Origin of the sequence: Cyclobacterium salsum (assembly GCF_010119245.1) — a bacterium.
GTDB classification, from domain to species: domain Bacteria; phylum Bacteroidota; class Bacteroidia; order Cytophagales; family Cyclobacteriaceae; genus Cyclobacterium; species Cyclobacterium salsum.
In genome coordinates this window covers 307,061-332,675 of the sequence record NZ_WNKG01000007.1, presented here as the reverse complement: position 1 = coordinate 332,675, position 25,615 = coordinate 307,061, and the positions used below count along the sequence as shown (strand labels likewise).

Genomic DNA, 25,615 nt, shown 5'->3' with positions numbered 1-25,615 from the left:
TTACACTAAAGTTTTTGATTTTTCCAACGCTCTTTTTCTCAATACTTCCTTGTAGTCTCTTGGAATAACCTTTATAAAACGCTCTTTGTTTTCTTCCCAGTTTTCCAGAATGGTACTTCCAATATTGCTGGAAGTATACTCCAGGTGATCCTGAATGGAACTCTTAATGGTAGCAAAGTCGTCTTCGTTCAATGGATCAATATCCACCATTTCTTTGTTGATGTTGCCTACATTTTCCTTGAATATGTAGGCAATTCCACCACTCATACCGGCGGCAAAATTTCTACCTATTTCCCCCAGGATAACGGCCAAACCACCCGTCATATACTCGCATCCATGATCTCCAATACCTTCAACCACCGCTTCAACACCGGAGTTCCTGACACAGAAGCGTTCGCCAGCTTTCCCTTTGATAAAGGACTTTCCGGAAGTGGCTCCATAGAAGGCCACGTTGCCGATGATGATATTGTCTTCGGCGACAAAATTGGCGTTTCGGTTCGGGTATACAATCAGTTTTCCACCCGATAGTCCTTTTCCAAAATAATCATTGCCTTCACCTTCCAGTTCGAAGGTAATGCCTTTTGCCAGAAAGCCACCGAACGTTTGACCGGCAGAGCCTTTGAATTTAAAATGAATGGTATTATCCGGCAATCCGGGACTTCCGAAAAACTTGGATACCTCATTTGAAAGCATGGCCCCAACGGTTCTATCCACGTTTTTGATTTCGAAACTTCCTCTGACAGGGTTTGCCTGCTCTAAAGCGGGGGTAGCTACTTCTATTAGCTTCCTGTCCAGTACTTTTTTCAGCCTGAAGTCCTGATCGATTTGCTTGTAAATGCCGACGTGATCCGGCACTTCCACTTTATGGAAAATCGGACTCAGGTCCAGTTTATCCCACTTCCAATGGTTCATTTGCCCATTGGCAGCTTTCAACACATCGCTCTGTCCCACCATTTCATTTACGGTACGGAAACCAAGCGAAGCCATGATTTCCCGTAAATCTTCGGCAAGGAACCGGAAGAAGTTAACCACATGATCCGGATCTCCCGTAAATAGCTTTCTGAGTTCGGGATTTTGGGTGGCAATACCTACCGGGCAGGTGTTGAGGTGGCATTTTCTCATCATAATGCATCCCTCCACTACCAAGGCACCCGTAGAAATCCCCCATTCTTCCGCTCCAAGCAGGGCGGCAATGGCCAGATCCCGTCCTGTACGTAACTGTCCATCCGTTTGAAGGGTCACCCTACTGCGGAGATTGTTTTTTACCAGCGTTTGATGCGCTTCCGAAAGGCCCAACTCCCAGGGCAATCCTGCATGCCGGATCGAACTCAGGGGAGATGCGCCTGTACCGCCATCAGCACCGGAAATCAGAATTACATCCGACTGTGCTTTGGCAACACCTGCCGCTACCGTACCAACGCCAGCCTGTGAAACAAGCTTCACGTTGATCCTTGCTTTTCGGTTGGCATTTTTGAGATCGTATATGAGCTGCGCCAAATCCTCAATGGAGTAAATATCGTGATGAGGAGGAGGCGATATCAAGCCTACGCCAGGGGTGGAATGCCGAACCTTACCAATCCAATCATCTACTTTATGGCCCGGAAGCTGTCCTCCTTCTCCGGGCTTGGCACCCTGGGCCATTTTGATCTGCAACTCATCCGCATTGGAAAGGTAATTACTGGTGACACCGAATCGGCCGGAGGCTACCTGCTTGATTGCAGACCGCTCCCAATCGCCATTGGGCTTCTTCTCAAAACGGATTTCGTCTTCTCCCCCTTCTCCACTATTGCTTTTGGCACCCATACGGTTCATGGCAATGGCCAGGGTAGAGTGGGCCTCATGTGAAATGGACCCGAAGGACATGGCCCCTGTGGCAAAGCGCTTCAGGATGTTTTCCACCGGCTCGACTTCATCAAGGGGAATGGAAATCCTTTTCTTAAACTCAAGGAGACCACGCAACGTCAGGGCATCCTTGGTTTGGTCATTTATTTTTTGTGCAAATTTTTTGTACAACTGATAATCTCCCAGACGAGTAGATTTTTGCAGCAGGTGGATCGTTTCGGGATTAAACAAATGCTTTTCTCCCCTTCGTTTCCACTGGTAAATACCTCCTGCTTCCAATAAGGGGCTTTCTGTCTCGTAGGCGGCGTGATGCCGGACCAGCACCTCATCTGCCAATTCATCGAAAGAAACGCCACTGATCCGGCTGACCGTGCCTTTGAAACACCTTTCGATGACCTCAGGTCCCAGCCCTATGGCTTCAAAAATCTGAGCGCTCTGGTAGGACTGCAGGGTACTGATACCCATTTTGGACAATACCTTAAGCAACCCTTTCCCGATAGCTTCCTTATAATTCTCAAAGAGTTTTTTCTGCGGGATCTTTTTGGAAAGCATCTCATTCTCGTTGAGGTAGAGTAGCGTTTCCAAGGCCAGATAGGGATTTATGGCGCTGGCACCATATCCTATCACGGTGGCAAAGTGGTGGGTTTCACGGATATCTCCTGCCTCCACGACTATTCCGGCTTTGGTCCGTATTTTTTGGTTGACCAAATGGTGATGAACCGCTCCCACCGCCAGAAGCGACGGGATGGGCGCGGTTTCCTGCTTACAATCCCTATCGGAAATAATTAATATATTTTTACCCGCCGCAATAGCATCTTCTGCCTCTTGACACAGGCGATTCAATGCTTCTAACAATCGCCCCGGCTTGTGATCGGCAGTGAAGTGTGCCTGTAAGGTAGCGGCGCGATAGCCCCTTTCCTCGAGGCTTCTGAGTTTCTCCAGGTCTTCGTTAACCAATACAGGCTGAGAAATATGAATCTGCCGGGTATGCTGCGGACTCTCCTCCAGAATATTATGGCTTTCACCGATCCTGGTGAAAAGCGACATCACCAGTCGTTCCCGAATAGGATCGATCGGCGGATTACTCACCTGTGCAAATAGTTGCTTGAAATAATTGGCTATATGCTGACTTTGCTTCGAAAGTACGGCCAGAGGTGTATCAGCACCCATAGAGCCGATAGGTTCATAGGCTGTATCTGCCATGGGGGCTAACAATACTTTCAAATCCTCCTGGCTATATCCGAAGATGGTTTGTCTTTTCCGAATATTTTCGGTGGTATAGGGCAGGGAAAGTGCTTTCGGGGACGGGATCAAGCGGAGCTTTAGCCGTTCCTTCCGTATCCAGGCATCGTAGGGCTTTTTGTTGCAAACTTCTGCTTTTACCTCCTCATCGAAGGCAACTTTTCCCTTAGCAAGGTCCGCCAATAACATCCTGCCCGGGCTGATCCTCCCTTTTTCCACAATGGTAGCATCGCGAATCGGCAGGGCTCCCGCCTCAGAGGAAAGAATCAGGCGATCATCGGAAGTAACAAAATACCTCAGGGGACGCAATCCATTCCGGTCCAGGGTGGCTCCCAAAGATTTTCCATCGGTAAAAAGCAGTGCCGCCGGACCATCCCAGGGCTCCACCAGGGAAGCATGGAATTTGTAGAAGGCCTTTTTCTTCTTGTCCATGGTCTTATTGTCTTGCCAGGCTTCTGGCACCAGCATCATCATGACGTGCGGAAGACTTCGTCCACTGAGTGCCAGTAGTTCCACCATGGCATCCAAATTGGCAGAATCGGAATGCTTGGCATTGGTGATCGGCATCAGCATCTGAAGTTCTTCGTCCGTGAACAGTGCTGTTTTCATCAGCGTCTCCTTGGACCTCATTTTGTTCAGGTTGCCGCGAATGGTATTGATTTCTCCGTTATGGGAGAGAAAACGAAAGGGTTGTGCCAACCTCCAGTTAGGAAAGGTATTCGTAGAGAACCTGGAATGTACCAGGGCTATGGCAGAAGTAAGCCGGTTGTTTTGCAGGTCCTTGTAAAACGTAAGCACCTGGTCGGTTCTCAATTGTCCTTTGTAGATTACTGTCTGCCCACTAAAACTGGCAAAGTAGAAAGCATCATTGACACCGGGAATGGAAGCATTAATGTCGCGGGTGGCGAAATTTCGTAGCACGTACAATTTCCTTTCCAGATCAATACCGGAAAGGCTGTCCTTATGCCGAACGAATACCTGCTCAATATTCGGCATCACTTCCAATGCTCCGGACCCTGGAACCGTTTCATCCGTGGGTACCGACCGGTAGCCCAATAGCTCAAAGCCCAATTCCTGAATGATATTATTAAGTTGTGCTTTACTTTTCTTATATAACTGTTTATTTCTGGGGAAGAAAACCATGCCTACGCCATAGCTTCCCTCTTCCGGCAATTCAAATCCAAGCCGTCGGGTAACTTCCTTCAGAAACGTATGGGGCAATTGGATCAGGATTCCGGCACCATCTCCGGTTTTGGGATCGCTCCCCCTTCCTCCCCTATGCTCCATATTGCTAAGCATCAGCAACGCATCACTTATCGTTTCATGGCTTTTTTGGCCTTTCACATTTACAACAGCCCCTATTCCGCAGGCATCATGCTCAAATTGTGAACGATATAATCCTTGATTCATTCTGTTATATTTATTAGTAACTGGTATTGAATTCAGTTTGAAAAATTCACAATAAATTTTTCAAATTTTAAATTCTAGACAATAAAGGTAAAACAAAAATGAAAGAATTGTTTGTAACGAAATGAAAAATTATGATTACAAGAATAAGAGATTACCTTTAAAAACGAACTGATGTAAGGTTTTTTTACGTTTATTTTGAATTTTATGGTTTAAATTTTCGCCTTCCTTTACAAAGGCTAATGCCTTATCGGGTATTTAAGTTCGTTTTTCGTAATTTTAAAACTACAAAAAAAAATCAGAAAATTAAACCCGTACCTATAAAAATTAAAATCTATCTTCCAATAGTCCGATTCGCCTGGAAATGAATCAGTCCGATTGATCTGGAATGTTTTTATCCTGGGGTTCGTCCAACACTACCTTTACTTTTTTGATTTTTCTGGTGTCAACGGCCATGATCGTAAATTCAAAATTTTCAAACCTGATTTTTGTTCCGTTTTTGGGCAGATTGGAATTTAATTCCAGTAGCAATCCCCCCAGGGATTCGCTTTCCCCTTTTACTTCATCAAAAAGCTGAATGTCTAGCTCCAATTTTTTGCAGAAATCATTCAACGATATTTTGCCTTCAAAAAGGTAGGTCCGCTCGTCGAGTTTTCGAAAAAGGTGTTCTTCCACATCGTCAAATTCATCGTTGATGTCTCCGATGATTTCCTCTATCAGGTCTTCCAGCGTCACCAGTCCGGAAGTCCCCCCATATTCATCCACCACGATGGCCATGTGAACCCGCTTGTTTTTAAAGTTTTTAAGTAGGTCGGCGAGCTTTTTGTTCTCAGGAATGAAATAACCCTTGCGAATCAGGTCCTGCCATTGAAAATGTTCGTCTTTCTCTATGTGATCCAGCAGGTCCTTTATGTAGAGGATTCCCCTGATTTGATCGATGGTATCTTCGTATACCGGAATTCGGGAATAGCCACTTTTATTGATCTTGTCCATTAATTCATGGAAATCCATTTCCACATCCACCGCCGTAAGGTCCATTCGTGAACGCATTACCTGCTTTACGGACAAGGTACCAAAATTAACGATGCCTTTCAGAATATCTCGTTCGTTATTACTGGTGTCCACCGAGGTGATTTCCAATGCCTGATGCAATTCATCTACCGAAATGGAATAGCCTTTCCTCTCGATCCGCTTTTCAATCACATTACTCATGGCCATCAAGGCATAGGAAAGCGGGCTCAGCAATAAGGAAAAATAGTAAAGAAAGGTGGAGGTCAACCTGGAAAAGGTAACCCTGGCCGAATTGGCGTATACTTTAGGAACAATCTCTCCAATGAATACGATGGCGAAAGTAACGCCGACGGTTTGAAACAAAATGATAATAATGCCGGAGGTATCCGTACCAAAGACCGTCCAGGTAAAAAAGGTGGTTAGGGTAACGATGCTGATATTGATCAGGTTGTTGAGAATCAAAATGGTACTCAACAGCTTCTGAGGATTTTCAATAAGCGCAATCACCTTCTCAGAACGGGAGTCGTCTGTTTGCTGAATTGATTCGATATCCTCGTGGTTCAGCGAAAAAAATGCTACTTCCGAACCGGATACCAAAGCGGATGATACCAAAAGTGCGAGGAATAGGATCGCGTTGGTCACCACATAAACCGGAGAAACAGCCAGGATATCTGCCAGCAACAGCAAACTCGGGTAGGGGTCGTCCATTAATGTAAGAAAATTATTTTTTGCAAAACTACGGAATTTTAACGGAACCCTTTCTCTTAAAATGGTAAATCGTCTGATCCATCTTCCTCATTTTCAAAGGATGGCTCCTGTGCCATTTGGTTGCCTCTGGCATTTTCGGTATTTCCGGAAGGTTGTGCCTGCCCGGACCCCGGACTATCCTGCCCCATGCTTTTGGAACCCAGCATGGTAAAACTCAACACCCGAATTTTCATTCGTTTCCGGTTATTCCCATGATCATCCTGCCAGGTATCCGATTTTATTTTACCTTCTACGTAAATCTGGCTTCCCTTTTTTAAATATTGCTCTGCTACTTTTGCCTGTCCGTCCCACAGTTCCAGGTCGTGCCATTCTGTGTTTTCGACCCGGTTTCCGGATCGATCCTTGTACGTTTCAGTGGTAGCCAACCGCAGATTGGCGACTACCTTATCTCCCTCCAGGTGCTTGACCTCCGGGTCAGCACCCAGATTTCCCAGTAGAATTACTTTATTTACTCCTGCCATGATTTGCTATTTTATATATTCGAGGTGGTTAGCGTTACCTATCTTAAATGTAATGATTTATTTTTTTTGATTCAAATACCTGACAATCAATTTGGGTTTTCCCATTTCTTCCAAAGCCTGTTCGTCTGCCAGCGTGTATCCGTTCTCGGTAGCCCACTTTTCTAACTGCGGTTTTTGCGCTGCTTTCAACTTGATCTCTACGAACGAAGCAAATATTCGCTGATGACTAAGAATGTGCTTCCAGGGTTTTTCTGCGTGGGGCTCAAAAACCGGTCCAAGGGATGCTAATTCCCGAAAAGCTGACAGGTTTTCAGGCTTTGGAGGAAAAATAGCTTCTTCACTGCTGAATTCTTCAAGTGGAAAGTCTACCAATCCTTGCCATATATCCTTTGCAGTTCGTTTACGCACGACAATCTGACCGGCGGCATGGATATAGTGATAGACAAAGTATCGTGGCCTAACCTTGGTTTTTTTCTCTTTTACAGGTAAGCTGTGTACCAGTTCACGTTTTGAGGCAAAACAGTCAGGCTGGAGTGGGCAGTTTGGGCAATCCGGATTTGTTGGGACGCACTGAAGCGCCCCAAATTCCATGATGGCCTGATTGTAGTCATCCGGATTGCTTTTTGGAATTAACCGGTTTGCCAGCAATTCGAACTCTTTCTTACCGGCAGGGGAGCCTATATCCGTACTAATCCCAAAAAACCGGGAAAGAACCCGGTAAACATTCCCATCTACCACTGCCACGGGCTCACGGAAGGCGAAGGAGGCGATAGCAGCCGCAGTATAGGGACCCACTCCCTTAAGCTTCAGGAGGTCTTTATAATTATTGGGAAATTTTCCTTCCCGCTCATTTACGATTCCCCTGGCGCAAGCATGCAGGTTACGGGCCCTGCTATAATAACCCAATCCTTGCCAACTCCGAAGGATTTCCGACTCTGGTGCTGCGGCCAATTGTGCCAAAGTGGGAAATTTATTTACAAAATCGTAAAAATAAGGTAAGCCCTGAGCTACCCGTGTCTGCTGAAGAATGATTTCGGACAACCAAATGATATATGGATCCCTTGTGCCTCTCCAAGGCAAATCGCGACGATTATGGGGATACCAACGGAGCAGTTTTTCAGTAAAATAGCTACTATTCAAAATTTATTTAAGTTAATTTTCGACCACTTATTTGACAAAACAAGCTAATTTTGTTCATTTTATTTTTTAATTGGAATGGTTATTGTAAATTTGCACTCCCAAAATTACTTGGTTAATAGGAGGTTAAGCCTCTAATGAATTACACAATAAAATTTTAAGACAGTGACTAAAGCAGAGGTAATCACAAAGATTTCGGAGAAGACAGGAATTCAGAAGGACGATGTTACACAGACCGTCGAGGCGTTCTTTAAGGTTGTAAAGGATTCAATGGCAGAGGGAGATAACATCTATGTCAGAGGTTTTGGCAGTTTTATTAACAAAAAAAGGGCTAAAAAAATTGCGAGAAACATTTCCAAAAACACAGCTATTGTGATTGACGAACATTATGTTCCCGCTTTTAAACCTTCAAAATCTTTTATCGAAAAAATCAAAAACAGCCAAAATGTGAAAGAGTTGGCTCCCCAGGACTAAGTTCGGGTAAATGTTAAAGATGAAGCGATCCCAAATTATTTTCGTTGTAGTAGGTTTATTACTGACTTATTTTCTTTACTCCTTACCCTTGGTGGTGGTTGAAAATGAGCAGGGAGATCTCGCTACAGGTGAAAGTGATTTGGGATCTGGTGTTAATCCGGAGGCAAATTCACATGGAAGTTCCCTGAATGCCACTGACCTGGAAATGATTGAAAATCTAATGGGTCAAATGGAAGGGGAACCTGATGACGAAAATTTTGTTATATTTGCTGATTCCATTGCCAGTGTTTATGAAAAGGGTGGAAAATTGGACAGTGCGGCTTATTACTATGGCTTAATTGCCGAAAAGGTTCCGGAACTCGAGAACTGGGAAAAAGCAGGCAACTTGTACTACGAAGCCTTTGGTTTTGCCATGGAAGATGACAAAACCAGACTAATGGCAGAAAAAGCCCGTTTGTATCTCGGAAAGGTATTGGAACAAAACCCGGAAAGGCTGGATCTGAAGACCAAAGTAGCCATGACCTACGTATCTTCGTCCAATCCCATGCAAGGGATTACCATGCTGAGGGATATATTGGAACAGGATCCGGATAACGAAGAGGCCCTGTTCAATATGGGTATTTTATCCATGCAAAGTGGTCAATACAAGCGTGCGGTGGAGCGATTCGAAAGGTTAGTGGCCAATCACCCTGAAAACATACAGGGACAGTTTTATCTGGGCGTAAGTTTATTTGAGTCGAATCAAAAGAACCAGGCCAAAAAGCAGTTGGAAGCCCTGCAGCAGAAAACGGATGATCCACAGATCCTATCAGGGATCGAGAATTATTTGGATAGATTATAATTTAAAATAAGTGTTAAACTTTAAACCATAAAATTATGCCTTGCGGTAAAAAAAGGAAGAGACATAAGATCGCTACGCACAAGCGTAAGAAAAGATTGAGAAAAAACAGACACAAAAAGAAGTAATTCGATAACTTCTTAAAACAAAAACGTTCTTTTATTTCATAATAGAGACACAATTTGAGTTCAGAATTATTAATTGATTCCTCTCAAAACGGTAGTCGCATTGCCTTGTTGAAAAACAAAAGCTTGATTGAGCTTCACTTAGAAGAAGAAGACAACAAGTTTAAAGTCGGAGATATCTATCTTGGCTCTGTAAAAAAAATCGTCAATGGGCTAAACGCCGCTTTTATAGACGTTGGTTTTGAAAAAGACGCATTTTTACATTATCAGGATCTTGGACCTAGGGTAAACAGCTTGAATAAGCTGGTTAAAGTTACCCGAAATAAGAGTCATCAGGGATTCAACCTGAAGGGCTTTGAAAATGAACCTGAAATAGACAAGCTGGGAAAAATTTCCCAGGTATTGTCTAAGAACAATCAGGTTTTGGTGCAAGTAGTGAAAGAACCGATTTCAACGAAAGGACCGCGACTGTCCTGTGAGCTCTCCCTTGCTGGTCGATACCTGGTTTTGGTGCCCTTTTCTGACACGGTGAACGTATCTAAAAAAATACGCAGTGCCGAGGAAAGAAGAAGGTTAGCCAGGCTTATCACGTCTATCAAACCCGTGAATTTTGGGGTGATCATCCGAACTGTGGCAGAAGGACAATCTGTCACCGAATTGGACAAAGATCTCAGAAACCTTCTGGAATCATGGGAAGAAGGCATGAAAAAGCTGCAAACAGCCAAGGTAAAAGACAAAATCATCGGAGAAATGAGTTTGGCCTCCTCGATTATCAGGGACCTACTCAACGAATCTTTCGACGCAATCACGGTAGAGGATGAAGTAATTTACGATCAGATGCGATCTTACATAAGATCGATTGCTCCAGAAAAAGAAAAAATTGTTAAGCTTTTCAACGGAAAAGCAAAGCTCTTTGAAAGTTTTGGTATCGAAAAACAGATCAAAAGCCTGTTTGGATCCGCCGTAAGTTTGCCCCAGGGCGGATACCTCATTATTGAGCACACCGAAGCCCTTCATGTGGTAGATGTGAACAGTGGAAACAAATCCAACCAGGAAAATGATCAGGAAAATACCGGCCTTAAAACCAATTTAGTAGCGGTAAAGGAAATTGCAAGACAATTAAGGCTACGCGATATGGGTGGCATCATTGTGATTGATTTCATTGACATGAAAAAAGCCGATAACAAACGGGCAATTTTCGAGGCGATGAAAGACGCAATGAGAGATGACCGATCAAAAAACACGGTGCTCCCACTCACAAAATTCGGACTGATGCAAATCACCCGACAACGCGTCCGACCCGAAATGAACATTGTCACCAAAGAAACCTGCCCATCCTGTAATGGAACTGGAAAAATCCAGGCTTCCATTTTGGTAGCAGACAAATTGGAAAAAGATTTAGACCATCTTGCAACACACCAAAACGAATCGAAGATTAAAATAGCCATGCACCCTTATTTATATGCCTACTTTACACATGGCATCTATTCCAAAAGGATTCAGTGGTTTTTTAACTATTACAAATGGATCAGTCTGATTAAAGATTCTTCATTACCGGTGACGGAGTACAAATTCCTGGATAGCACAGGAGAACCTATAGAAATTATCATAAAAAGCGAGTCTGAGTAAGACTCGCTTTTTTTTTTAGACGATACCACTATTTGGTGTTTTGGGATTGGGACCGTACTGATTGGCAGGTTTGCTGTCTTCTACTAAAAACACGATCAGCACGATAACCCCGATTACCGGAATCAAGCCAATCAGCACCCATAACCCTGACCTTCCTGTATCATGGAGTCTCCTCACAGCTACTGCTATACCCGGAATAAATATGGCTAAGCTGTAAATCATACTCAAAAATGAAAGATCGAGGAGGGTTCCCACGATTCCGATACCGAGACTGATCAGAATATTAAACAGCACAAAGTACCAATACTCGCTTCTCCTGGCCCTGCCATCAAATTGCGCGTATTTATTTTTTATCACATCCAGAAAATAATCAAAAGGCTGGGATTGGGCATTCATAAATAAGGGGTTTACGTTCGAAAATTTAACTGTGATTAAACTACCTATATATCTGCAAATTTCCAAAATTTGATGCCACTCAGCCCTGCCCATTCCTGTTTGAATTCGTAATCTGATAGATTCCCCTTAAGGTCAGGTGCCTGTCTATCAGATTAAATTGATCATGGAGATGGTCCATCACTGCTGAAAGCCCACCTGTGGCCACTACCTTGTAGCTTCGGTTGGTCTCCTCAGCAATGGCTGCCAGCATCCCCTTGACCAGGGCCGTATAGCCGTAAAAAATTCCTGCCTGTATGGAATGAACCGTATTCTTTCCCAATACAGAATCCGGTATTTCCAAGCTTACCTTGGGTAATTTGGCCGTTCCAGTGAAAAGTGCATCGATAGCCGTTTTGATTCCGGGGACGATGTTTACCCCAATGACCTGCCCCTGTTCATTCACGATGCTAAATGTCAGGGCAGTCCCAAAATCTACCACAATACAAGCTTCCCTAAAACACGCGTAAGCGGCGGTAATGTTAGCCATCAGATCAGTACCTATTTCGTGTGGGTTTACCGTTTTTACCGGGAGCCTTTCATAGCTGTTTCCGTCAATGAGATAAGGAGTCCTCCCAAAAAAGTTTTCACAACATTGCAAAAGTACGGGTGCTAAATCAGGAACCACCGTGCTCAACCCAATATCGGTAACGGATTCCAGCTTCCAATCATTCTCCAAAAAGAAGTGACCCAGCTTCTTTTCAAGCTGAAAAACCGTCAGGTTTTTATGGCTATCCACGCTAAGGGTGGGGCTCCAGGAATCAGCCCCCTCCCTATACAAACCAAAAATAATGGTCGAATTACCGGCATCGATGGATAAAAACATGGCAAATAGATTTGTTTGACCAAAGATAAAAATCGTGCGGCAATTGCCCTGCCCCATCCTCCGGTTAATTTTCCCAGAAAGGAGAACCGTATTGGCTAAAGTGGGCCCTTTTTATTAATTTCAACTCATGTATATCGTTAGAAAAGGAAAAAAAGAAGACTTACCAGAGGTCTTTGCCCTCATCCAGGAATTAGCCCTTTATGAAAAGGCACCCGAAGAGGTGACCAATACCGTACAACTAATGGAAAAGGATGGCTTTGGTCCGAACCCTGTCTTTGGTTTTTTTGTGATAGAAAAAGAAGGTAATGGCCCCATTATCGGAACAGCCATTTACTATTACCGCTACAGCACCTGGAAAGGAAAACGGCTTTACCTGGAAGATTACATCATCACCGCATCGGAGAGAGGAAAGGGCGCGGGTAAATTGCTATTTGAGGCAGTGCTGGCCAAATCGCTGGAAGAAGGTTGCACAGGCATGATGTGGCAGGTGCTGGATTGGAACGAACCAGCCATTAAATTTTACAAGAAATACGGTGCGAGTTTTGAGGAAGAATGGCTCAATTGCCATCTTCAGGCCGATGAGATCGTCGCGCTCATCGAAAATCAATGAGGGATTTCGAAAAGCGAAAACCTCTGGCAGTAATATTTTGTTAAGGAGTTATGAAAGGTTTCAGATTTACCAAATTTGTCCCACAGAAAGATCCCGATAAGAATACCTTTGATCAGCTATTGGACATTTTCCTTCAATTAGTCACCATGACCGGTGGAGATGTAGCCGAAGCACTCAGCTGGCTGACCAACCTGGACAAACGCTACCAGATGACCACTCCCGGTTACGGCATTGGTGATTTTATCGAGGATTTGAAAAGCAAGGGCTACCTGGACGAGAAGCAGGGAAAAGGGTCGATTAAAATTACCGGAAAAGCCGAACAGACCATTCGAAAAAGTGCGTTGGAGGAAATTTTCGGGAAGCTAAAAAAAGGAAAAGGCGGGCAGCACAAAACAACCCACACCGGGCCCGGAGAGGAAAGGGGTTCCGAAAGACGGCCCTTTCAATTTGGCGACAACCTGGATCAAATCGCACTTACCGATTCCCTGAGAAATGCGCAGGCAAACCACGGGTTTTCAGGTGACTATTTGTTGACTGAGGATGATTTGGAAGTGGTGGAAAGCGAGACCCGTACGCAGACCTCCACGGTTCTGATGATCGATATTTCCCATTCCATGATCCTCTATGGAGAGGACAGGATCACGCCTGCCAAAAAGGTAGCCATGGCCCTGGCAGAGCTGATCAAGACCCGCTACCCGAAAGACACCCTGGACGTAATCGTTTTTGGCAACGATGCCTGGCAGATAGCCATTAAAGACCTTCCCTACCTGCAAGTTGGGCCTTACCATACGAACACGGTAGCAGGTCTGGAACTGGCTATGGATCTGTTGAGGCGGAGAAAAAATCCCAATAAGCAGATCTTTATGATCACGGATGGAAAACCTACCTGTTTGAAGGTTGGCATTAAGTATTATAAAAATAGCTTCGGCATTGATAGCAAAATACTGAAGGAAACATTAAAACTGGCAGCGCAGTGTCGGCGATTGAAAATTCCTGTCACGACTTTTATGATCGCCTCCGACCCCTATCTCAAAGAATTTGTTAAAGAATTTACCACCGTCAATAACGGTAACGCCTACTACAGCAATCTCAAAGGCCTGGGTCATTTGATTTTCGAAGATTACAGAAGAAACCGAACGAAACGTTTTTAAAGCATGGAATACCAAAAAATGACCAACAAAGAACGATTGAAAATACAAACCCTGGGACAGTTAAAGGCCGTAGGCTACTCAGGGAAAACCATAAAAGAAGAATTAAGGCAAAATCTAATCCACAAAATACAACATAAGGAGAATGTTTTTGAAGGCATCTGGGGCTATGAAGATACCGTGATACCGGATATTGAACGAGCGATTCTCTCCGGTCACAATATCAACCTGCTTGGATTAAGGGGGCAGGCAAAAACCCGGATTGCCAGGATGATGACCCTCCTACTGGACGATTACGTTCCAGTGGTTAAAGGTGCAGAACTCAATGACGACCCGTTGCGGCCTATTTCTACTTTTGCCCGGGAATTGATTCAGGAAAAAGGGGACGATACCCCGGTAGTTTGGTGGGCTAAAGAGGACCGATACACGGAAAAACTTGCGACGCCGGATGTGTCAGTTGCCGATTTGATTGGGGATGTAGACCCCATTAAGGCCGCCACCATGAAACTCTCCTACAATGACGAACGAGTCATTCACTTTGGGTTAGTACCCCGATCTCATCGATCCATTTTTGTGATCAATGAATTGCCGGATTTACAGGCAAGGATTCAGGTGGCTCTTTTTAATATTCTGCAAGAGGGAGATATTCAGATCAGAGGCTTTAAGCTAAGGCTTCCGCTGGATATACAGTTTGTGTTTACCGCAAACCCAGAGGATTATACCAATCGGGGAAGCATCGTTACTCCACTTAAAGACCGGATCGAAAGTCAGATCATTACCCATTATCCCAAAAACATTGAAATCGGCAGAAAAATAACCCAACAGGAAGCCAAGTTAACCCATCGACCACTGGATAAAATCCACGTGCCGGAACTTATGAAAGACCTGATTGAGCAAATTGCCATAGAAGCCCGGGATAGCGAGTACGTGGATGAGAAAAGTGGCGTTTCGGCAAGGCTGACGATTTCCGCTTACGAAAACCTCATTTCTGCTGCCGAAAGGAGATTGTACCTGAATAATGAAAACCAGACCATGGTACGGATTGTGGATCTTATCGGTGTCATTCCCGCCATCACAGGAAAGGTAGAACTGGTCTATGAAGGAGAACAGGAGGGAGCCGGCCTGGTGGCGCACAACCTGATCGGAAAAGCCATTCGAAGTTTGTTTGTACAATACTTCCCTTCTCCCGAACAAAAGAAGAAAGAGAAGGAAGGAAATCCTTATGTATTGCCCCTGGCCTGGTTTGGAGAAGGAAATGAATTGGATATTTTGGCTTCCCATACGGACAAAACCTATAAATCCGACTTACACCAGGTACCTGGATTGGAGAAGATTGTTACGGAATTTGTAAAAGACTTGCCTGAAAAGGAAAAAGAATTCTTCATGGAATTTGCCCTGCACGGACTGGCAGAATACAGCCAGCTAAGCAAAAAGCTGCTGGATACAGGCATGCAATTCAAGGACCTTTTCAGCAGCATGTTTGATCTCGGAAATCCCGGATTGGAGGACGATGATGAGGAGGATCCCTTTGACAACTAATTGCTGAAAACAGATTGTCAATCCCCTCTCCTGTTTTCAGGAGGGGGAGAAAGGGAGAGGTAAATTCGGGATATCGTCCAGGATTTCCGGGCAGTATATTAATTTGGTTATTAGTAATACCTGCCTATCATGGGATGATCCACAATGGTTTTTTTCATTGCCAGTGGATCTATGGTGCCAGGTACTTTGTGGTACACCTTTCCTCCCGGTTCGATTAGCAAGGTTAGGGGAAGACTACCGTCCCAATCGTTTTTTACCACATCGATAATGGCATATTTATCATCGGTATCCACCAGGTAATTGGTTGTTGCCGAATACTTTTTTTGCAGGAATTTCAGGGCTTTGTCGGCAGATTCCGGATTGTCCAGTGAGACCGACACAAATTCAAAATCCCGGTTGCCATACATGCGTTGGATTTCAATAAATTCAGGATACTCCACAATACAGGGACCGCACCAGGTAGCCCAAAAATTCACTAATCGTAGCTGATCGCTGTCATTTTCCAGAAGGTTTTCTAACTCCTCCAAGCTGATAGTAGACAGGTCCACCGGCTTTTCTTTCCATTCTTCGTTCACCTTGAGGGTATACTCGTTTTTCCAGGCCCATTTGATGGAACAGCCAAAGGCGGGTGTCGTGGCTCGGTCGGCAGCCAGAGCCTCTCCCTGCAGGGTCTTTTCGATGGCATAGATGGCATCCTCTGCTTTTCCGGTCCCGGGCTTTTCGGAAGCATCTATCCGGCCCTGATAAGTCAGTTTTCGATCCTTATCAAAAATGAAAATATGAGGTGTCGCCGTAGGACCATAGGCAGTGGAAAAGTGATGCTCGTCCCCATCGTATAGATAGGGGAAATTATAATCCATTTCCTCAGCACGGATTTTCATACTTTCGAAGTCATCGTTCAGATCCGTGTAGCCCAATTCCTCCGGAAGAACGGCTATTGGCGAATTGGGAGAAATAGCAATGAACTGCACGCCCTGATCGCTGTATTCCTCCGCCAGATCAATAAACCGCTGTTCGTAGGCCTGGGCGGTAGGGCAGTGATTGCAGGTGAAGTTGATCACCAAAACTTCTTTGTCCTGGTAATCCGAAAGTTCGTGGTAGTGGCCATCTACCCCCGGCAATTTGAAATCAGGAGCACTGTCGCCTATTTCCAGGGTAGTAACGGGCTTTTCCGCCACCACTTTTGGATCCGGCGTAAAAAATTCCTCGGCGGCAACTGTTTCTTCCTTTTCCGAAGACTGATTGCGCTGTCCGCAGGCATAAACAAGTGACAGCAGGATAAAAGCAAAGGAAACTTTCACAAACAAGGTATTTAGTGCGTGCAAAGGGCTCATTTTGGAATGGATCTAATGTAACATACATGAAAACCAGGAATTGTCCAGTTGACTGAAATAAATATACAGAATAAAAGCGGCAGGTAAAACCTCCCGACTGCCAAGCCTGGGAAAATCAGGAAATCGGCAGCGCTTCAAAAATGGACATTAGGATCTACTTATGCCTGTCACAGGGGTTTAATGAAACAGCGACCTTTTAGAAAGCATCTTCCACACTAAAGGACCGGATGGTGAAAAATACGCTGCTCCCGTTGGTAAAATGGCGGGTTGGGGTCGCACGAACATATATGCACTTTCCGTTTTCATCTGCCAGGCGGACCATTTGATGGTCACCAAAATAGGCACTTTGCCTGACGGTACCAATCAGTGCCTGTCTAAGGCTTTTCTTGATTTTTATCTCTTCGGGACGGAAAAGGATTTTTACCTTATTCTGGAAATTTCGGGACCTTTCATCGGTGATAAAACCGAAGGAGGTATAAAACCCGTCATCAGTGGCCGTTGCCAACACCTGGTTTCTTCGACCAAAAAAATTGGCCACGTAGGGATTAACAGGGTTTTCGTATAATTTCTTTGGGCTATCCAGTTGCTGTAGGAAACCTTTGTGCAGAATGGCCACCCGATCAGCGGTAGAAAGGGCATCCCGGGTATCATGCGTTACAAACAAAGCGGTGATTCCCGCTTTTTTGATAATTTGACGGGTTTCTTCCCGGACCTGGTCCTTAAGGACCCCATCCAGGTTACTGAAGGGTTCATCCAGCAGCAGAATGGTCGGATTGGGAGCAATCGCTCTTGCGAGGGCCACACGTTGTTGCTGACCGCCTGAAAGCTGGTGTGGATATTTGGTGGGCTTTTCATTCAAACCCACCAGCTTTAATGTTTTCGTTGCGATATCATTGGCATTTCCCTGAGAAGCCCTGATCCCAAATTTCACATTGTCTAGAATGTTGAGATGGGGGAAAAGTGCATAATCCTGAAAAACCATACCGACATTCCGTTCATTTGCGGGCACCGATCTACTTCCCTCTACCAGGGTTTGCCCCGATAGCGTGATCGTGCCGGCATCGGGGTGTTCCAAGCCGGAAATCAAGCGAAGCAGGGTGGTCTTTCCAGAGCCGCTTTCCCCGACCAGTGCCAGAATCTCTCCTTTCTTTACTTCCAGGGAGATGTCCTTTACCGCATAATCATCGGAACTTGCATATTTTTTATCGATGCCTTGCAGCCTGAGTATATTCATTCAAAAATGTCAGTTTTTCCTACACGTTCGCCTTCCGGATCATCCTGTTCAGAAAAACGATGGGTACTATTCCCGTAAGGATAATGATTAGAGAGGCATTGGCCGATTCCGCTATCATTTCATTAGTGGCCATGTCAAACGCTTTAGTGGCCAACGTATGATAATTAAACGGTCGAAGAATCAAAGTTAAGGGTAATTCTTTTAAAACATCCACAAACACCAGCAATATGCCGCTCAATACACTTGCTTTGATCAAGGGCAAATCAACTCTCCACAAGGTTTTCCAGCTGCTTTTACCCAACAGCCTTCCGGCTTCATTCACATGGATACCAATTTTTTGAAATCCAGCATCAATCGGATGATAACCCACGGCCATAAACCGAACGATATACGCAAAGATAAGCACCGAAATCGTACCCGAAATGACCATCCCCATTCGGTCTGATAACAGATTTTCCCGCAACCACTGGTCCAAACCCAAAACAGGTACCATGATGCCGACCGCTATCACCGCTCCCGGAATGGCATATCCAAGCGTGCCGATGCGGGTCACATTTTTCAGCCATGGCAGGGAACTTAATCGTAAGGTATACAATAAAATTACCGCTATCACGGCCACCAGCAGGCCTGCTGCAGCTGCCAATCCGAAACTTCTAAGCACTAAATAAAAGAAATCGGCATCCATTGATTGCTGATACGTCAGCCAAACCCATTGAATAATTTGCAAAAAGGGAGCAAAAAAACTGAAGAAAAATAATGTGGAACAAAAAATGGTGAGTAGCCACTTTTTCCCGGTTGGGAGCACTACGCTTACTAATGGCTTGCTTATCGAATGGTTGGATGAAAACCGCCTGTGTCCGCGCTGCCAACCCTCCAGCAATAAAATAACGAACACCAAAAGCATCAGAATGGCGGCCAGATAAATGGCCGTAGTCACATCACCCATCGAGAACCAGGATCGGAAAATTCCGGTCGTAAACGTACTTACTCCGAAATATTTGACGGTACCGTAATCATTTAGCACCTCCATGGAGGCCAAAGCAATGCCGCCGACAATGGCAGGCCGGGCCATGGGAAGGGCCACTTTCAAAAAGGTTTGCCAGCCATTACTTCCCAAAAGGGCAGCGGCTTCCTGCAAGGTCCGGGATTGCCGCAAAAAAGAAGCTCGGGACAACAAATACACGTAGGGAAACAAGGTGATAGATAAAATAAAAATTGCCCCGGGAAGGTTCATGATATCCACGATACTTCCAACGACCTGAAAACCCAGGGTATTTCTAAGAAAGGCTTGCAAAGGACCCGAGTAATCAAGCATGCCGGTATAGGTATAGGCCATGATGTATCCCGGAAATCCCAATGGTAAAATCAGGAGCCACTCAAAATACCTCCTCCCGGGAAATCGGTAATTGGTTACGGCCCAGGCAGTCGATACGCCTAGTAAAAAGGTGCCAATACCCACCCCTGCGAGTAAAATCACCGTATTTTTAAAATAACCTGACAGCAAAGTTTCCCTAAGGTGCATCCAACTTTCACCTGGTGGGTCGGTCAGCTTAAAAAGAATCGTAAAAAGAGGCGTAGCTATTAACAACAGTACCAGTAAGGTGCCTGTCATCCACTTATTCCACCAGAAAATCCGTTGTTTGGCAATTTCCAATATTACTTGCTAATTATTTCCAGCCTACTTCATCAAAAATAATTACTGCTTGCCTGTTATTTTCTCCAAGAAGTGACAGGTTTATGGAATCGGCTTTAAAATCTCCCCAACTCTGAAGCAATTCGGAAGGGGAAACCTTTGGATTTACGGGGTATTCGTAGTTTACATTGGCCAAAACCTGCTGCGATTTTTCCTCTGACAAAAACTCAATCAACCGAACAGCATTTTCCTTGTTGGGAGCATGACGGGTTACGCCTGCTCCGGATATATTGATATGGGTTCCCCTGTCATTTTGGTTGGGGAAAAATATGCCTACCTGCTCAGCAGCTTTAACCGTCTCCGGATTGGCATCATTGAGCATGATCCCTATATAGTAGCTGTTCACAATGGCCACATCTCCCTCTCCGGAAGCAACGGCTTTCACCTGATCCCGATCGCTTCCTTTCGGATCCCGGGCCATGTTAGCCAAAAGTCCGGCCGCCCATTCCTTGGCTTTCTCAGGCCCATGTGCCACAATTAGAGAAGCCAGCAGGGATTGGTTATAAATATTTTCAGAAGACCGGGTCAATACCCTTCCTTCCCATTGGGGTTCGGTAAGACTTTCGTAAGCATCCAACTCTTCCGGATTTACCCTTTCTTTATGATAAGCCATTATTCGGGCCCTGTAAGTCAGCCCAAACCACAAGCCTTCCGGGTTTCGAAACTTTGCAGGGATGTTTTGCTCCAATACCGATGAGGAAACTGCCTGAAACAAGCCTTTTTCCTGAGCCCGGTGAAGCCTGCCTGCATCCACTGTAATCAGCAAATCCGCCGGAGATCCTTCTCCCTCCAACTCCAGTTTCTGGATCAGTTCGTCGGCACTGGCACTAACTACATTGACTTCGATTCCGGTTTCGGCAGTAAAAGCATCGAATAATTGCTGATCGGCATCGTAATGTCGGTGCGTGTAGACATTCACTACTTCTTCTTCCGTGCTTTTCTGAGCACAGGAAAAGGTAACGGCCAAAACCAAAAAGGAAAGAATTAACGTTTGAATTTGCTTCATAATTACGGTGTTATTACGATGTTTGGGCACAAAATTAGGCATTATTTATATCAAATCTAAATAAAAGAAAAAAGATTTTTATATTTGCGAAGCTCTTTTTATTAGAGAAATTAACCCCACACCAGAAAGGTATAATGACCATTCAGCAACTGGAATACATATTGGCCGTCGATAAGTGCCGCCATTTCGGCCATGCTGCCGAAGCCTGTTTTGTCACCCAGCCTACCCTGAGTGCCCAGGTGAGTAAATTGGAAAAAGAACTGGGAGTCATTCTCTTTGACAGGTCAAAAATGCCTGTCATTCCCACGGAAATCGGTGAAAGGATCATTGCTCAGGCCAAAAAAGTTGTTTCTGAAAGCAAGGGGATCTTCGAGTTGGTCTCTCAAATGAAGGGGGATGTAAGCGGCCTGATCAAAATGGGGGTGATTCCCACGATTGCTCCGTATTTGCTGCCGCTTTTTATCCAAAACTTTATCCAAAAATACCCTCGTGTGCAGCTACAAGTACAGGAAATGGTAACGGAAGACATCTTAAAAAAGCTAAAAAACGACGAACTGGATATAGGGCTGGTAGTCACTCCCCTAGAGGAATCAGGAATCGTGGAAAAGCCCATTTTCTACGAAAAATTTTTCGTATACCTGTCGAAGTACCACCCCCTGTTAAAACAGGATCAGGTGGAAGCAGGAGCCATTCTATCAGAAGACCTCTGGGTCTTGCAGCAGGGGCATTGTTTTCGGGATCAGGTACTCAACCTGTGCGATCAAAATAAATTTCAACGGATGAATTTCCACTACGAAAGTGGTTCATTGGAAGGATTGAAAAACATGGTCAACCGCTACAAAGGTATTACCCTGCTACCTGAGTTGGCTACAGAAAGCCTGAGTGAAGAGGAAAAAAGCAGGCTGCGACCATTTCGGGGAGAAGCACCGGTCCGGGAAGTAAGCCTGATTCTCACCCGTAGCTTTCTGAAACAAAAGTTGGTTTCCCTACTTTTTGAGGAGATTCGAAACGTAATCCCGAAACACATGCTTTCCAAAAAGGAGGGCAAGCTGGTAAGTTTTAAATTATAAAGGAAAATCCTTTAAAAAGCATTAATTTCGATCTTGAAATCAAGAACTAAAAATACATGTCCATTCAGCGTTACATAGCAGCAAATTCTCCCCGGTTTTTAGATGAGTTGGTAGACTTACTGAAAATCCCCTCTGTCAGTGCTGACCCGGCCTATAAGGAAGAAGTGGTAAAAGCTGCCGAATTTGTCAAGGAGAAGTTAATTGCCGCCGGGGTCGACCATGCCGAAATCTGTGCAACGGCCGGTTTCCCCATCGTGTACGGAGAAAAGATCGTTGATCCGGCAGCCCCTACCATTTTAATTTATGGTCACTACGATGTGCAACCAGCAGATCCTTTGGAGCTATGGGATTCTCCTCCCTTTGAACCGGTGATTCGTAACACGGAACTGCACCCGGAAGGGGCCATTTTCGCTCGGGGATCAGCCGATGACAAGGGGCAGTTTTACATGCATGTGAAGGCCTTTGAAGCCATGATAGCAGAAGGCATGCTTCAGTGCAATGTGAAATTCATGATCGAGGGAGAAGAGGAGGTAGGATCCGAAAACCTGGACCTTTTTGTTCAGAAAAATCAGGAAAAGCTGAAAGCGGACGTGGTATTGATTTCGGACACTTCGATGATTTCGCTGGAACATCCTTCCGTGACGGTGGGACTGCGCGGGCTAGCCTACCTGCAGGTGGAAGTCACCGGACCCAATAAGGACCTGCACAGTGGAACCTTCGGAGGCTCCGTAGCGAATCCCATCAATGTGTTGTGTAAAATGATCGCTTCCCTGCACGATGAAGACAACCACATCACCATTCCGGGATTTTACGATCAGGTGCAGGAGTACGGCCCGGAATACCGAAAGCAGTTAAATCAAGCTCCTTTTGAGGAAGCTGATTTCAAGCGAAAACTGGATGTAAAAGAAACCTATGGAGAGAAAGGGTACACCACCATTGAACGGGTAGGCATCCGGCCCACACTGGACGTGAATGGTATTTGGGGCGGCTACATAGGAGAGGGAGCCAAAACCGTACTGCCTTCCAAAGCCCATGCGAAGATTTCCATGCGCCTGGTCCCCGATCAGGAGCACAAGGCCATCGCCCAGTTATTTGAACAGCATTTTAAACGCATCGCTCCTCCCGCCGTAAAAGTGAAAGTGGTTCCCCACCACGGAGGACAAGCTGCAGTGGTTCCCACCGACTCCATCGGCTATCAGGCAGCAGAAGCCGCCATTCAGGAAGCCTTTGGTAAAAAAGCCATCCCTACCCGGGAAGGGGGGTCGATCCCCATCACAGCACTCTTTCAGAAGGTATTGGGCCTTGATCCAATTTTACTGGGTTTTGGACTGGATACCGATGCGATTCATTCTCCAAACGAACATTATGGGGTTGCCAATTACCTGAAAGGAATCGAAACAATTGCCTTGTTTTTTAAGCATTTCCACCACCTTTCAAAGGAAAAGTAAGCAAGTAATCCTAATCACTACTCTCAGGAACTTATCCAGTAGCTTTTTAATTAATAGAGGGAATGGATTGATTTCTGAACCATTGAATGGCCCATAAAATTTATGAAGGTATCTTATTTGATTCCCCTTATTTTCCTGCTTGCTTTTGCGACCAGCCTGAACGCTCAGGTAATTTCTCCCCCCAAGTGGGATATACGGATTGATAATCCGGAAGCCGGGGTCGGTGAAGAAGTTACCCTGATTTTGAAGGCTTCCATTCCCATGAACTGGTACATCTATTCCAATGATTTTGATCCTGACCTGGGGCCTTTGCTGACTGAGATCGTCTGGGAAGACCAGGAAGGATTCCAATCGGTCGGAGATTTGACGGCTATAAATCCAAAAACCAAGTACGAGGAAGTATGGGAAGGAGAGGTCACCTATTTTGACAAAGAGGGGGAATTTCAACAAACCCTGCTGATCGAAGAAGAAGATGTGCTGATTCAAGGTACCCTGGAATACCAAATGTGTTCCGATATTACCAACCAGTGCATCAACTATCAGGAGGATTTCTCCTTTGTATTGGGAAATGCCCCGGCAAGTTCTCCCGAACCGGAAGCTTCCGATGCTGACCTGTTCAATGCGGAGGAAGGAAAAGAGAGCGGGGAATCGTCTGCCATTACCTTGGAACAGCCGGAGTCTTCCCTGCTTAGCTTCATGCTCATCGCCTTTCTGGCTGGTCTGGCTGCTTTGCTAACTCCCTGCGTGTTCCCCATGATTCCCATGACAGTCACCTTTTTCACCGGCAGGGCGAATTCCAAATTTCAGGGGTATCGTAATGCCTTTATTTATGGGTTTTCCATCATCGCTATCTATACCATTGCAGGAACCATTGTCGCTGCCGTACAAGGGCCGGAATTTGCCAATTGGCTTTCTACCCATTGGTTACCCAATATTTTCTTTTTTGCCGTTTTCATTTTCTTTGCCTTGGCCTTTCTCGGCTTATTTGAGATCACCTTGCCCACCGGTTTTGTAAATAAAATAGATGCCAAAGCAGATAAAGGAGGAATAGCCGGTATTTTCTTTATGGCGTTTACCCTGGTGCTCGTTTCCTTTTCCTGTACCGGTCCTATTGTGGGATCTATATTGATCAGTTCTGCCGGTGGCGCCCTGTTAAAACCCATATTAGGCATGTTTTCCTTTGCGCTGGCCTTTGCGCTTCCGTTTACCCTCTTCGCCATTTTTCCGGGCTGGCTTAATTCACTTCCCAAATCAGGCGGCTGGCTTAATTCTGTCAAGGTAGTCCTGGGATTTTTGGAATTGGCGCTGGCCTTTAAGTTCCTGAGTATCGCCGACCAGGTGTATCATTGGGGAATGCTGGACCGGGATATATATCTGGCTATCTGGATTGTTATTTTTGCCCTGTTGGGACTTTACCTGCTGGGAAAATTGCGACTGCCGCACGACAGTCCCCTGGAATACCTGGGCGTTCCCCGGTTGCTGCTGGCCATGGTCACCTTTGTATTCGTGGTCTATATGATACCCGGTTTGTGGGGAGCCCCGCTAAAAGCACTGAGCGGCTACCTTCCTCCCATATCTTCCCATGATTTTGATTTGGTAAAAATCAGCAGAGAAAACGCTTCGTCTTCGGATCAGGAACTGGATGAGGTTCCGAAATATGCCGATTTTCTTCATTTCCCACACGGCATTCAGGGCTACTTCGATTACCAGCAGGCCCTGGAAGTCGCCAGAAAGCAGGATAAGCCCTTATTTATCGATTTTACGGGGCATGGCTGTGTGAATTGCCGGGAAATGGAAGCACGGGTCTGGTCCGACCCAAGAGTATTGAAAAGGCTGAAAGAGGATTTTGTGATGGTAGCCCTGTACATTGACGAACGCTACACCCTACCCGAATCGGAATGGTACATTTCCACCTACGACAACAAGGAAAAAACCACCATCGGCAAGCAAAACGCCGATTTTCAGATCACCCGATTCAATAACAATGCACAGCCCTATTATGTCATTCTGGATCATGAGGAGGAATTGCTGGTGAATCCCATCGCCTACGAAACCGATATTCAGAAGTTTGTGGAGTTTCTGGATGCCGCCAAAGAAGAATTTGCCAGGCGGCAATAGGGTCATTTTAAAATAAGGGCGGTTGTTCTATCTTACTTATTTTAGCTGCAGGTAAAAATACTGTTGCCGTTTCGCTGTACCCTAGCCAAGACCCCATAAGGCAGCGTATGTGTTTCACGCGGCGGTCGCAAAGGAGTCGCAGCGAGCGCGGCGGGGACTATCACATTTTTCCATTTACATATCCCCCGAATATGGTTACTTGATTTACACGATCCTCTGCATT

The 25,615-nt window shown here is 45.3% G+C and carries 19 protein-coding genes; 9 read left to right on the top strand and 10 right to left on the bottom strand.

Going from position 1 to position 25,615, the window contains the following annotated elements; all coding sequences use genetic code 11:
- The 4 genes from gltB to mutY all read right to left on the bottom strand — a co-directional run bounded on the left by gltB (position 1) and on the right by mutY (position 7,871).
- Positions 1 to 4,494, bottom strand: coding sequence for a glutamate synthase large subunit (gene gltB, locus GJS45_RS14515; protein WP_162342573.1), 4,494 nt, complete (start codon positions 4,492 to 4,494; stop codon positions 1 to 3).
- Positions 4,495 to 4,860: 366 nt separating this feature from the next.
- Positions 4,861 to 6,210 carry a gliding motility-associated protein GldE gene (gene gldE / locus GJS45_RS14510; protein ID WP_162342572.1) on the bottom strand — a complete coding sequence of 450 codons (1,350 nt, stop codon included), beginning with the start codon at positions 6,208 to 6,210 and terminating at the stop codon, positions 4,861 to 4,863.
- Between the two features lie 56 nt (positions 6,211 to 6,266).
- On the bottom strand, positions 6,267 to 6,731 hold the full coding sequence (locus GJS45_RS14505) for a single-stranded DNA-binding protein (RefSeq protein ID WP_162342571.1): 465 nt from the start codon (positions 6,729 to 6,731) through the stop codon (positions 6,267 to 6,269).
- A 57-nt stretch (positions 6,732 to 6,788) separates the two neighbouring features.
- Positions 6,789 to 7,871 carry an A/G-specific adenine glycosylase gene (gene mutY, locus GJS45_RS14500; protein WP_162342570.1) on the bottom strand — a complete coding sequence of 361 codons (1,083 nt, stop codon included), beginning with the start codon at positions 7,869 to 7,871 and terminating at the stop codon, positions 6,789 to 6,791.
- 162 nt (positions 7,872 to 8,033) lie between these two features.
- Here mutY and GJS45_RS14495 point away from each other — a divergent pair, with 162 nt between their 5' ends.
- From GJS45_RS14495 to GJS45_RS14485, 3 genes are all read left to right on the top strand, one after another.
- Positions 8,034 to 8,342 carry an HU family DNA-binding protein gene (locus GJS45_RS14495; protein WP_162342569.1) on the top strand — a complete coding sequence of 103 codons (309 nt, stop codon included), beginning with the start codon at positions 8,034 to 8,036 and terminating at the stop codon, positions 8,340 to 8,342.
- Positions 8,343 to 8,361: 19 nt separating this feature from the next.
- The gene (locus GJS45_RS14490) at positions 8,362 to 9,183 is read left to right on the top strand and encodes a tetratricopeptide repeat protein (protein ID WP_162342568.1); all 822 of its coding nucleotides are present in this window, start codon (positions 8,362 to 8,364) and stop codon (positions 9,181 to 9,183) included.
- A gap of 179 nt (positions 9,184 to 9,362) precedes the next feature.
- Positions 9,363 to 10,934 carry an Rne/Rng family ribonuclease gene (locus GJS45_RS14485; RefSeq protein WP_162342567.1) on the top strand — a complete coding sequence of 524 codons (1,572 nt, stop codon included), beginning with the start codon at positions 9,363 to 9,365 and terminating at the stop codon, positions 10,932 to 10,934.
- A gap of 15 nt (positions 10,935 to 10,949) precedes the next feature.
- Here the strand turns inward: GJS45_RS14485 and GJS45_RS14480 are convergent, their stop codons facing one another.
- Together GJS45_RS14480 and GJS45_RS14475 are read right to left on the bottom strand one after the other, a co-directional pair.
- Positions 10,950 to 11,330: a DUF805 domain-containing protein gene (locus GJS45_RS14480; RefSeq protein WP_162342566.1), complete on the bottom strand. Its 381-nt coding sequence runs from the start codon at positions 11,328 to 11,330 to the stop codon at positions 10,950 to 10,952.
- 79 nt (positions 11,331 to 11,409) lie between these two features.
- Positions 11,410 to 12,192 (bottom strand): type III pantothenate kinase, encoded by a 783-nt coding sequence (locus tag GJS45_RS14475; protein WP_162342565.1) that lies wholly within the window; start codon positions 12,190 to 12,192, stop codon positions 11,410 to 11,412.
- Positions 12,193 to 12,319: 127 nt separating this feature from the next.
- Here GJS45_RS14475 and GJS45_RS14470 point away from each other — a divergent pair, with 127 nt between their 5' ends.
- The 3 genes from GJS45_RS14470 to GJS45_RS14460 are packed head-to-tail and all read left to right on the top strand — an operon-like array spanning position 12,320 to position 15,489.
- The gene (locus GJS45_RS14470; RefSeq protein ID WP_162342564.1) at positions 12,320 to 12,802 is read left to right on the top strand and encodes a GNAT family N-acetyltransferase; all 483 of its coding nucleotides are present in this window, start codon (positions 12,320 to 12,322) and stop codon (positions 12,800 to 12,802) included.
- A 50-nt stretch (positions 12,803 to 12,852) separates the two neighbouring features.
- On the top strand, positions 12,853 to 13,953 hold the full coding sequence (locus GJS45_RS14465; RefSeq protein WP_162342563.1) for a vWA domain-containing protein: 1,101 nt from the start codon (positions 12,853 to 12,855) through the stop codon (positions 13,951 to 13,953).
- A 3-nt stretch (positions 13,954 to 13,956) separates the two neighbouring features.
- Entirely contained in the window at positions 13,957 to 15,489 is a 1,533-nt protein-coding gene (locus GJS45_RS14460) for a P-loop NTPase family protein (protein ID WP_162342562.1), read from the top strand.
- A gap of 110 nt (positions 15,490 to 15,599) precedes the next feature.
- On the opposite strand, the gene GJS45_RS14455 is transcribed toward GJS45_RS14460, so the two are convergent.
- The 4 genes from GJS45_RS14455 to GJS45_RS14440 form a co-directional block, all read right to left on the bottom strand.
- Positions 15,600 to 16,823 carry a redoxin domain-containing protein gene (locus GJS45_RS14455; protein ID WP_162342561.1) on the bottom strand — a complete coding sequence of 408 codons (1,224 nt, stop codon included), beginning with the start codon at positions 16,821 to 16,823 and terminating at the stop codon, positions 15,600 to 15,602.
- A 196-nt stretch (positions 16,824 to 17,019) separates the two neighbouring features.
- Positions 17,020 to 18,057, bottom strand: a complete 1,038-nt coding sequence (locus GJS45_RS14450; RefSeq protein WP_162342560.1) for an ABC transporter ATP-binding protein — start codon at positions 18,055 to 18,057, stop codon at positions 17,020 to 17,022.
- A gap of 19 nt (positions 18,058 to 18,076) precedes the next feature.
- Positions 18,077 to 19,711, bottom strand: a complete 1,635-nt coding sequence (locus tag GJS45_RS14445; RefSeq protein WP_162342559.1) for an ABC transporter permease — start codon at positions 19,709 to 19,711, stop codon at positions 18,077 to 18,079.
- A gap of 13 nt (positions 19,712 to 19,724) precedes the next feature.
- The gene (locus GJS45_RS14440; RefSeq protein ID WP_162342558.1) at positions 19,725 to 20,756 is read right to left on the bottom strand and encodes a Fe(3+) ABC transporter substrate-binding protein; all 1,032 of its coding nucleotides are present in this window, start codon (positions 20,754 to 20,756) and stop codon (positions 19,725 to 19,727) included.
- 134 nt (positions 20,757 to 20,890) lie between these two features.
- On the opposite strand from GJS45_RS14440, the gene GJS45_RS14435 reads away from it, so the two are divergent.
- The 3 genes from GJS45_RS14435 to GJS45_RS14425 all read left to right on the top strand — a co-directional run bounded on the left by GJS45_RS14435 (position 20,891) and on the right by GJS45_RS14425 (position 25,392).
- Positions 20,891 to 21,826, top strand: a complete 936-nt coding sequence (locus GJS45_RS14435; protein WP_162342557.1) for a hydrogen peroxide-inducible genes activator — start codon at positions 20,891 to 20,893, stop codon at positions 21,824 to 21,826.
- A 56-nt stretch (positions 21,827 to 21,882) separates the two neighbouring features.
- Positions 21,883 to 23,274, top strand: a complete 1,392-nt coding sequence (locus GJS45_RS14430; RefSeq protein ID WP_162342556.1) for a dipeptidase — start codon at positions 21,883 to 21,885, stop codon at positions 23,272 to 23,274.
- 102 nt (positions 23,275 to 23,376) lie between these two features.
- Complete coding sequence (locus GJS45_RS14425) at positions 23,377 to 25,392, top strand: protein-disulfide reductase DsbD family protein (protein ID WP_162342555.1); 2,016 nt, start codon at positions 23,377 to 23,379, stop codon at positions 25,390 to 25,392.
- The last annotated feature ends 223 nt before the right edge of the window (positions 25,393 to 25,615 follow it).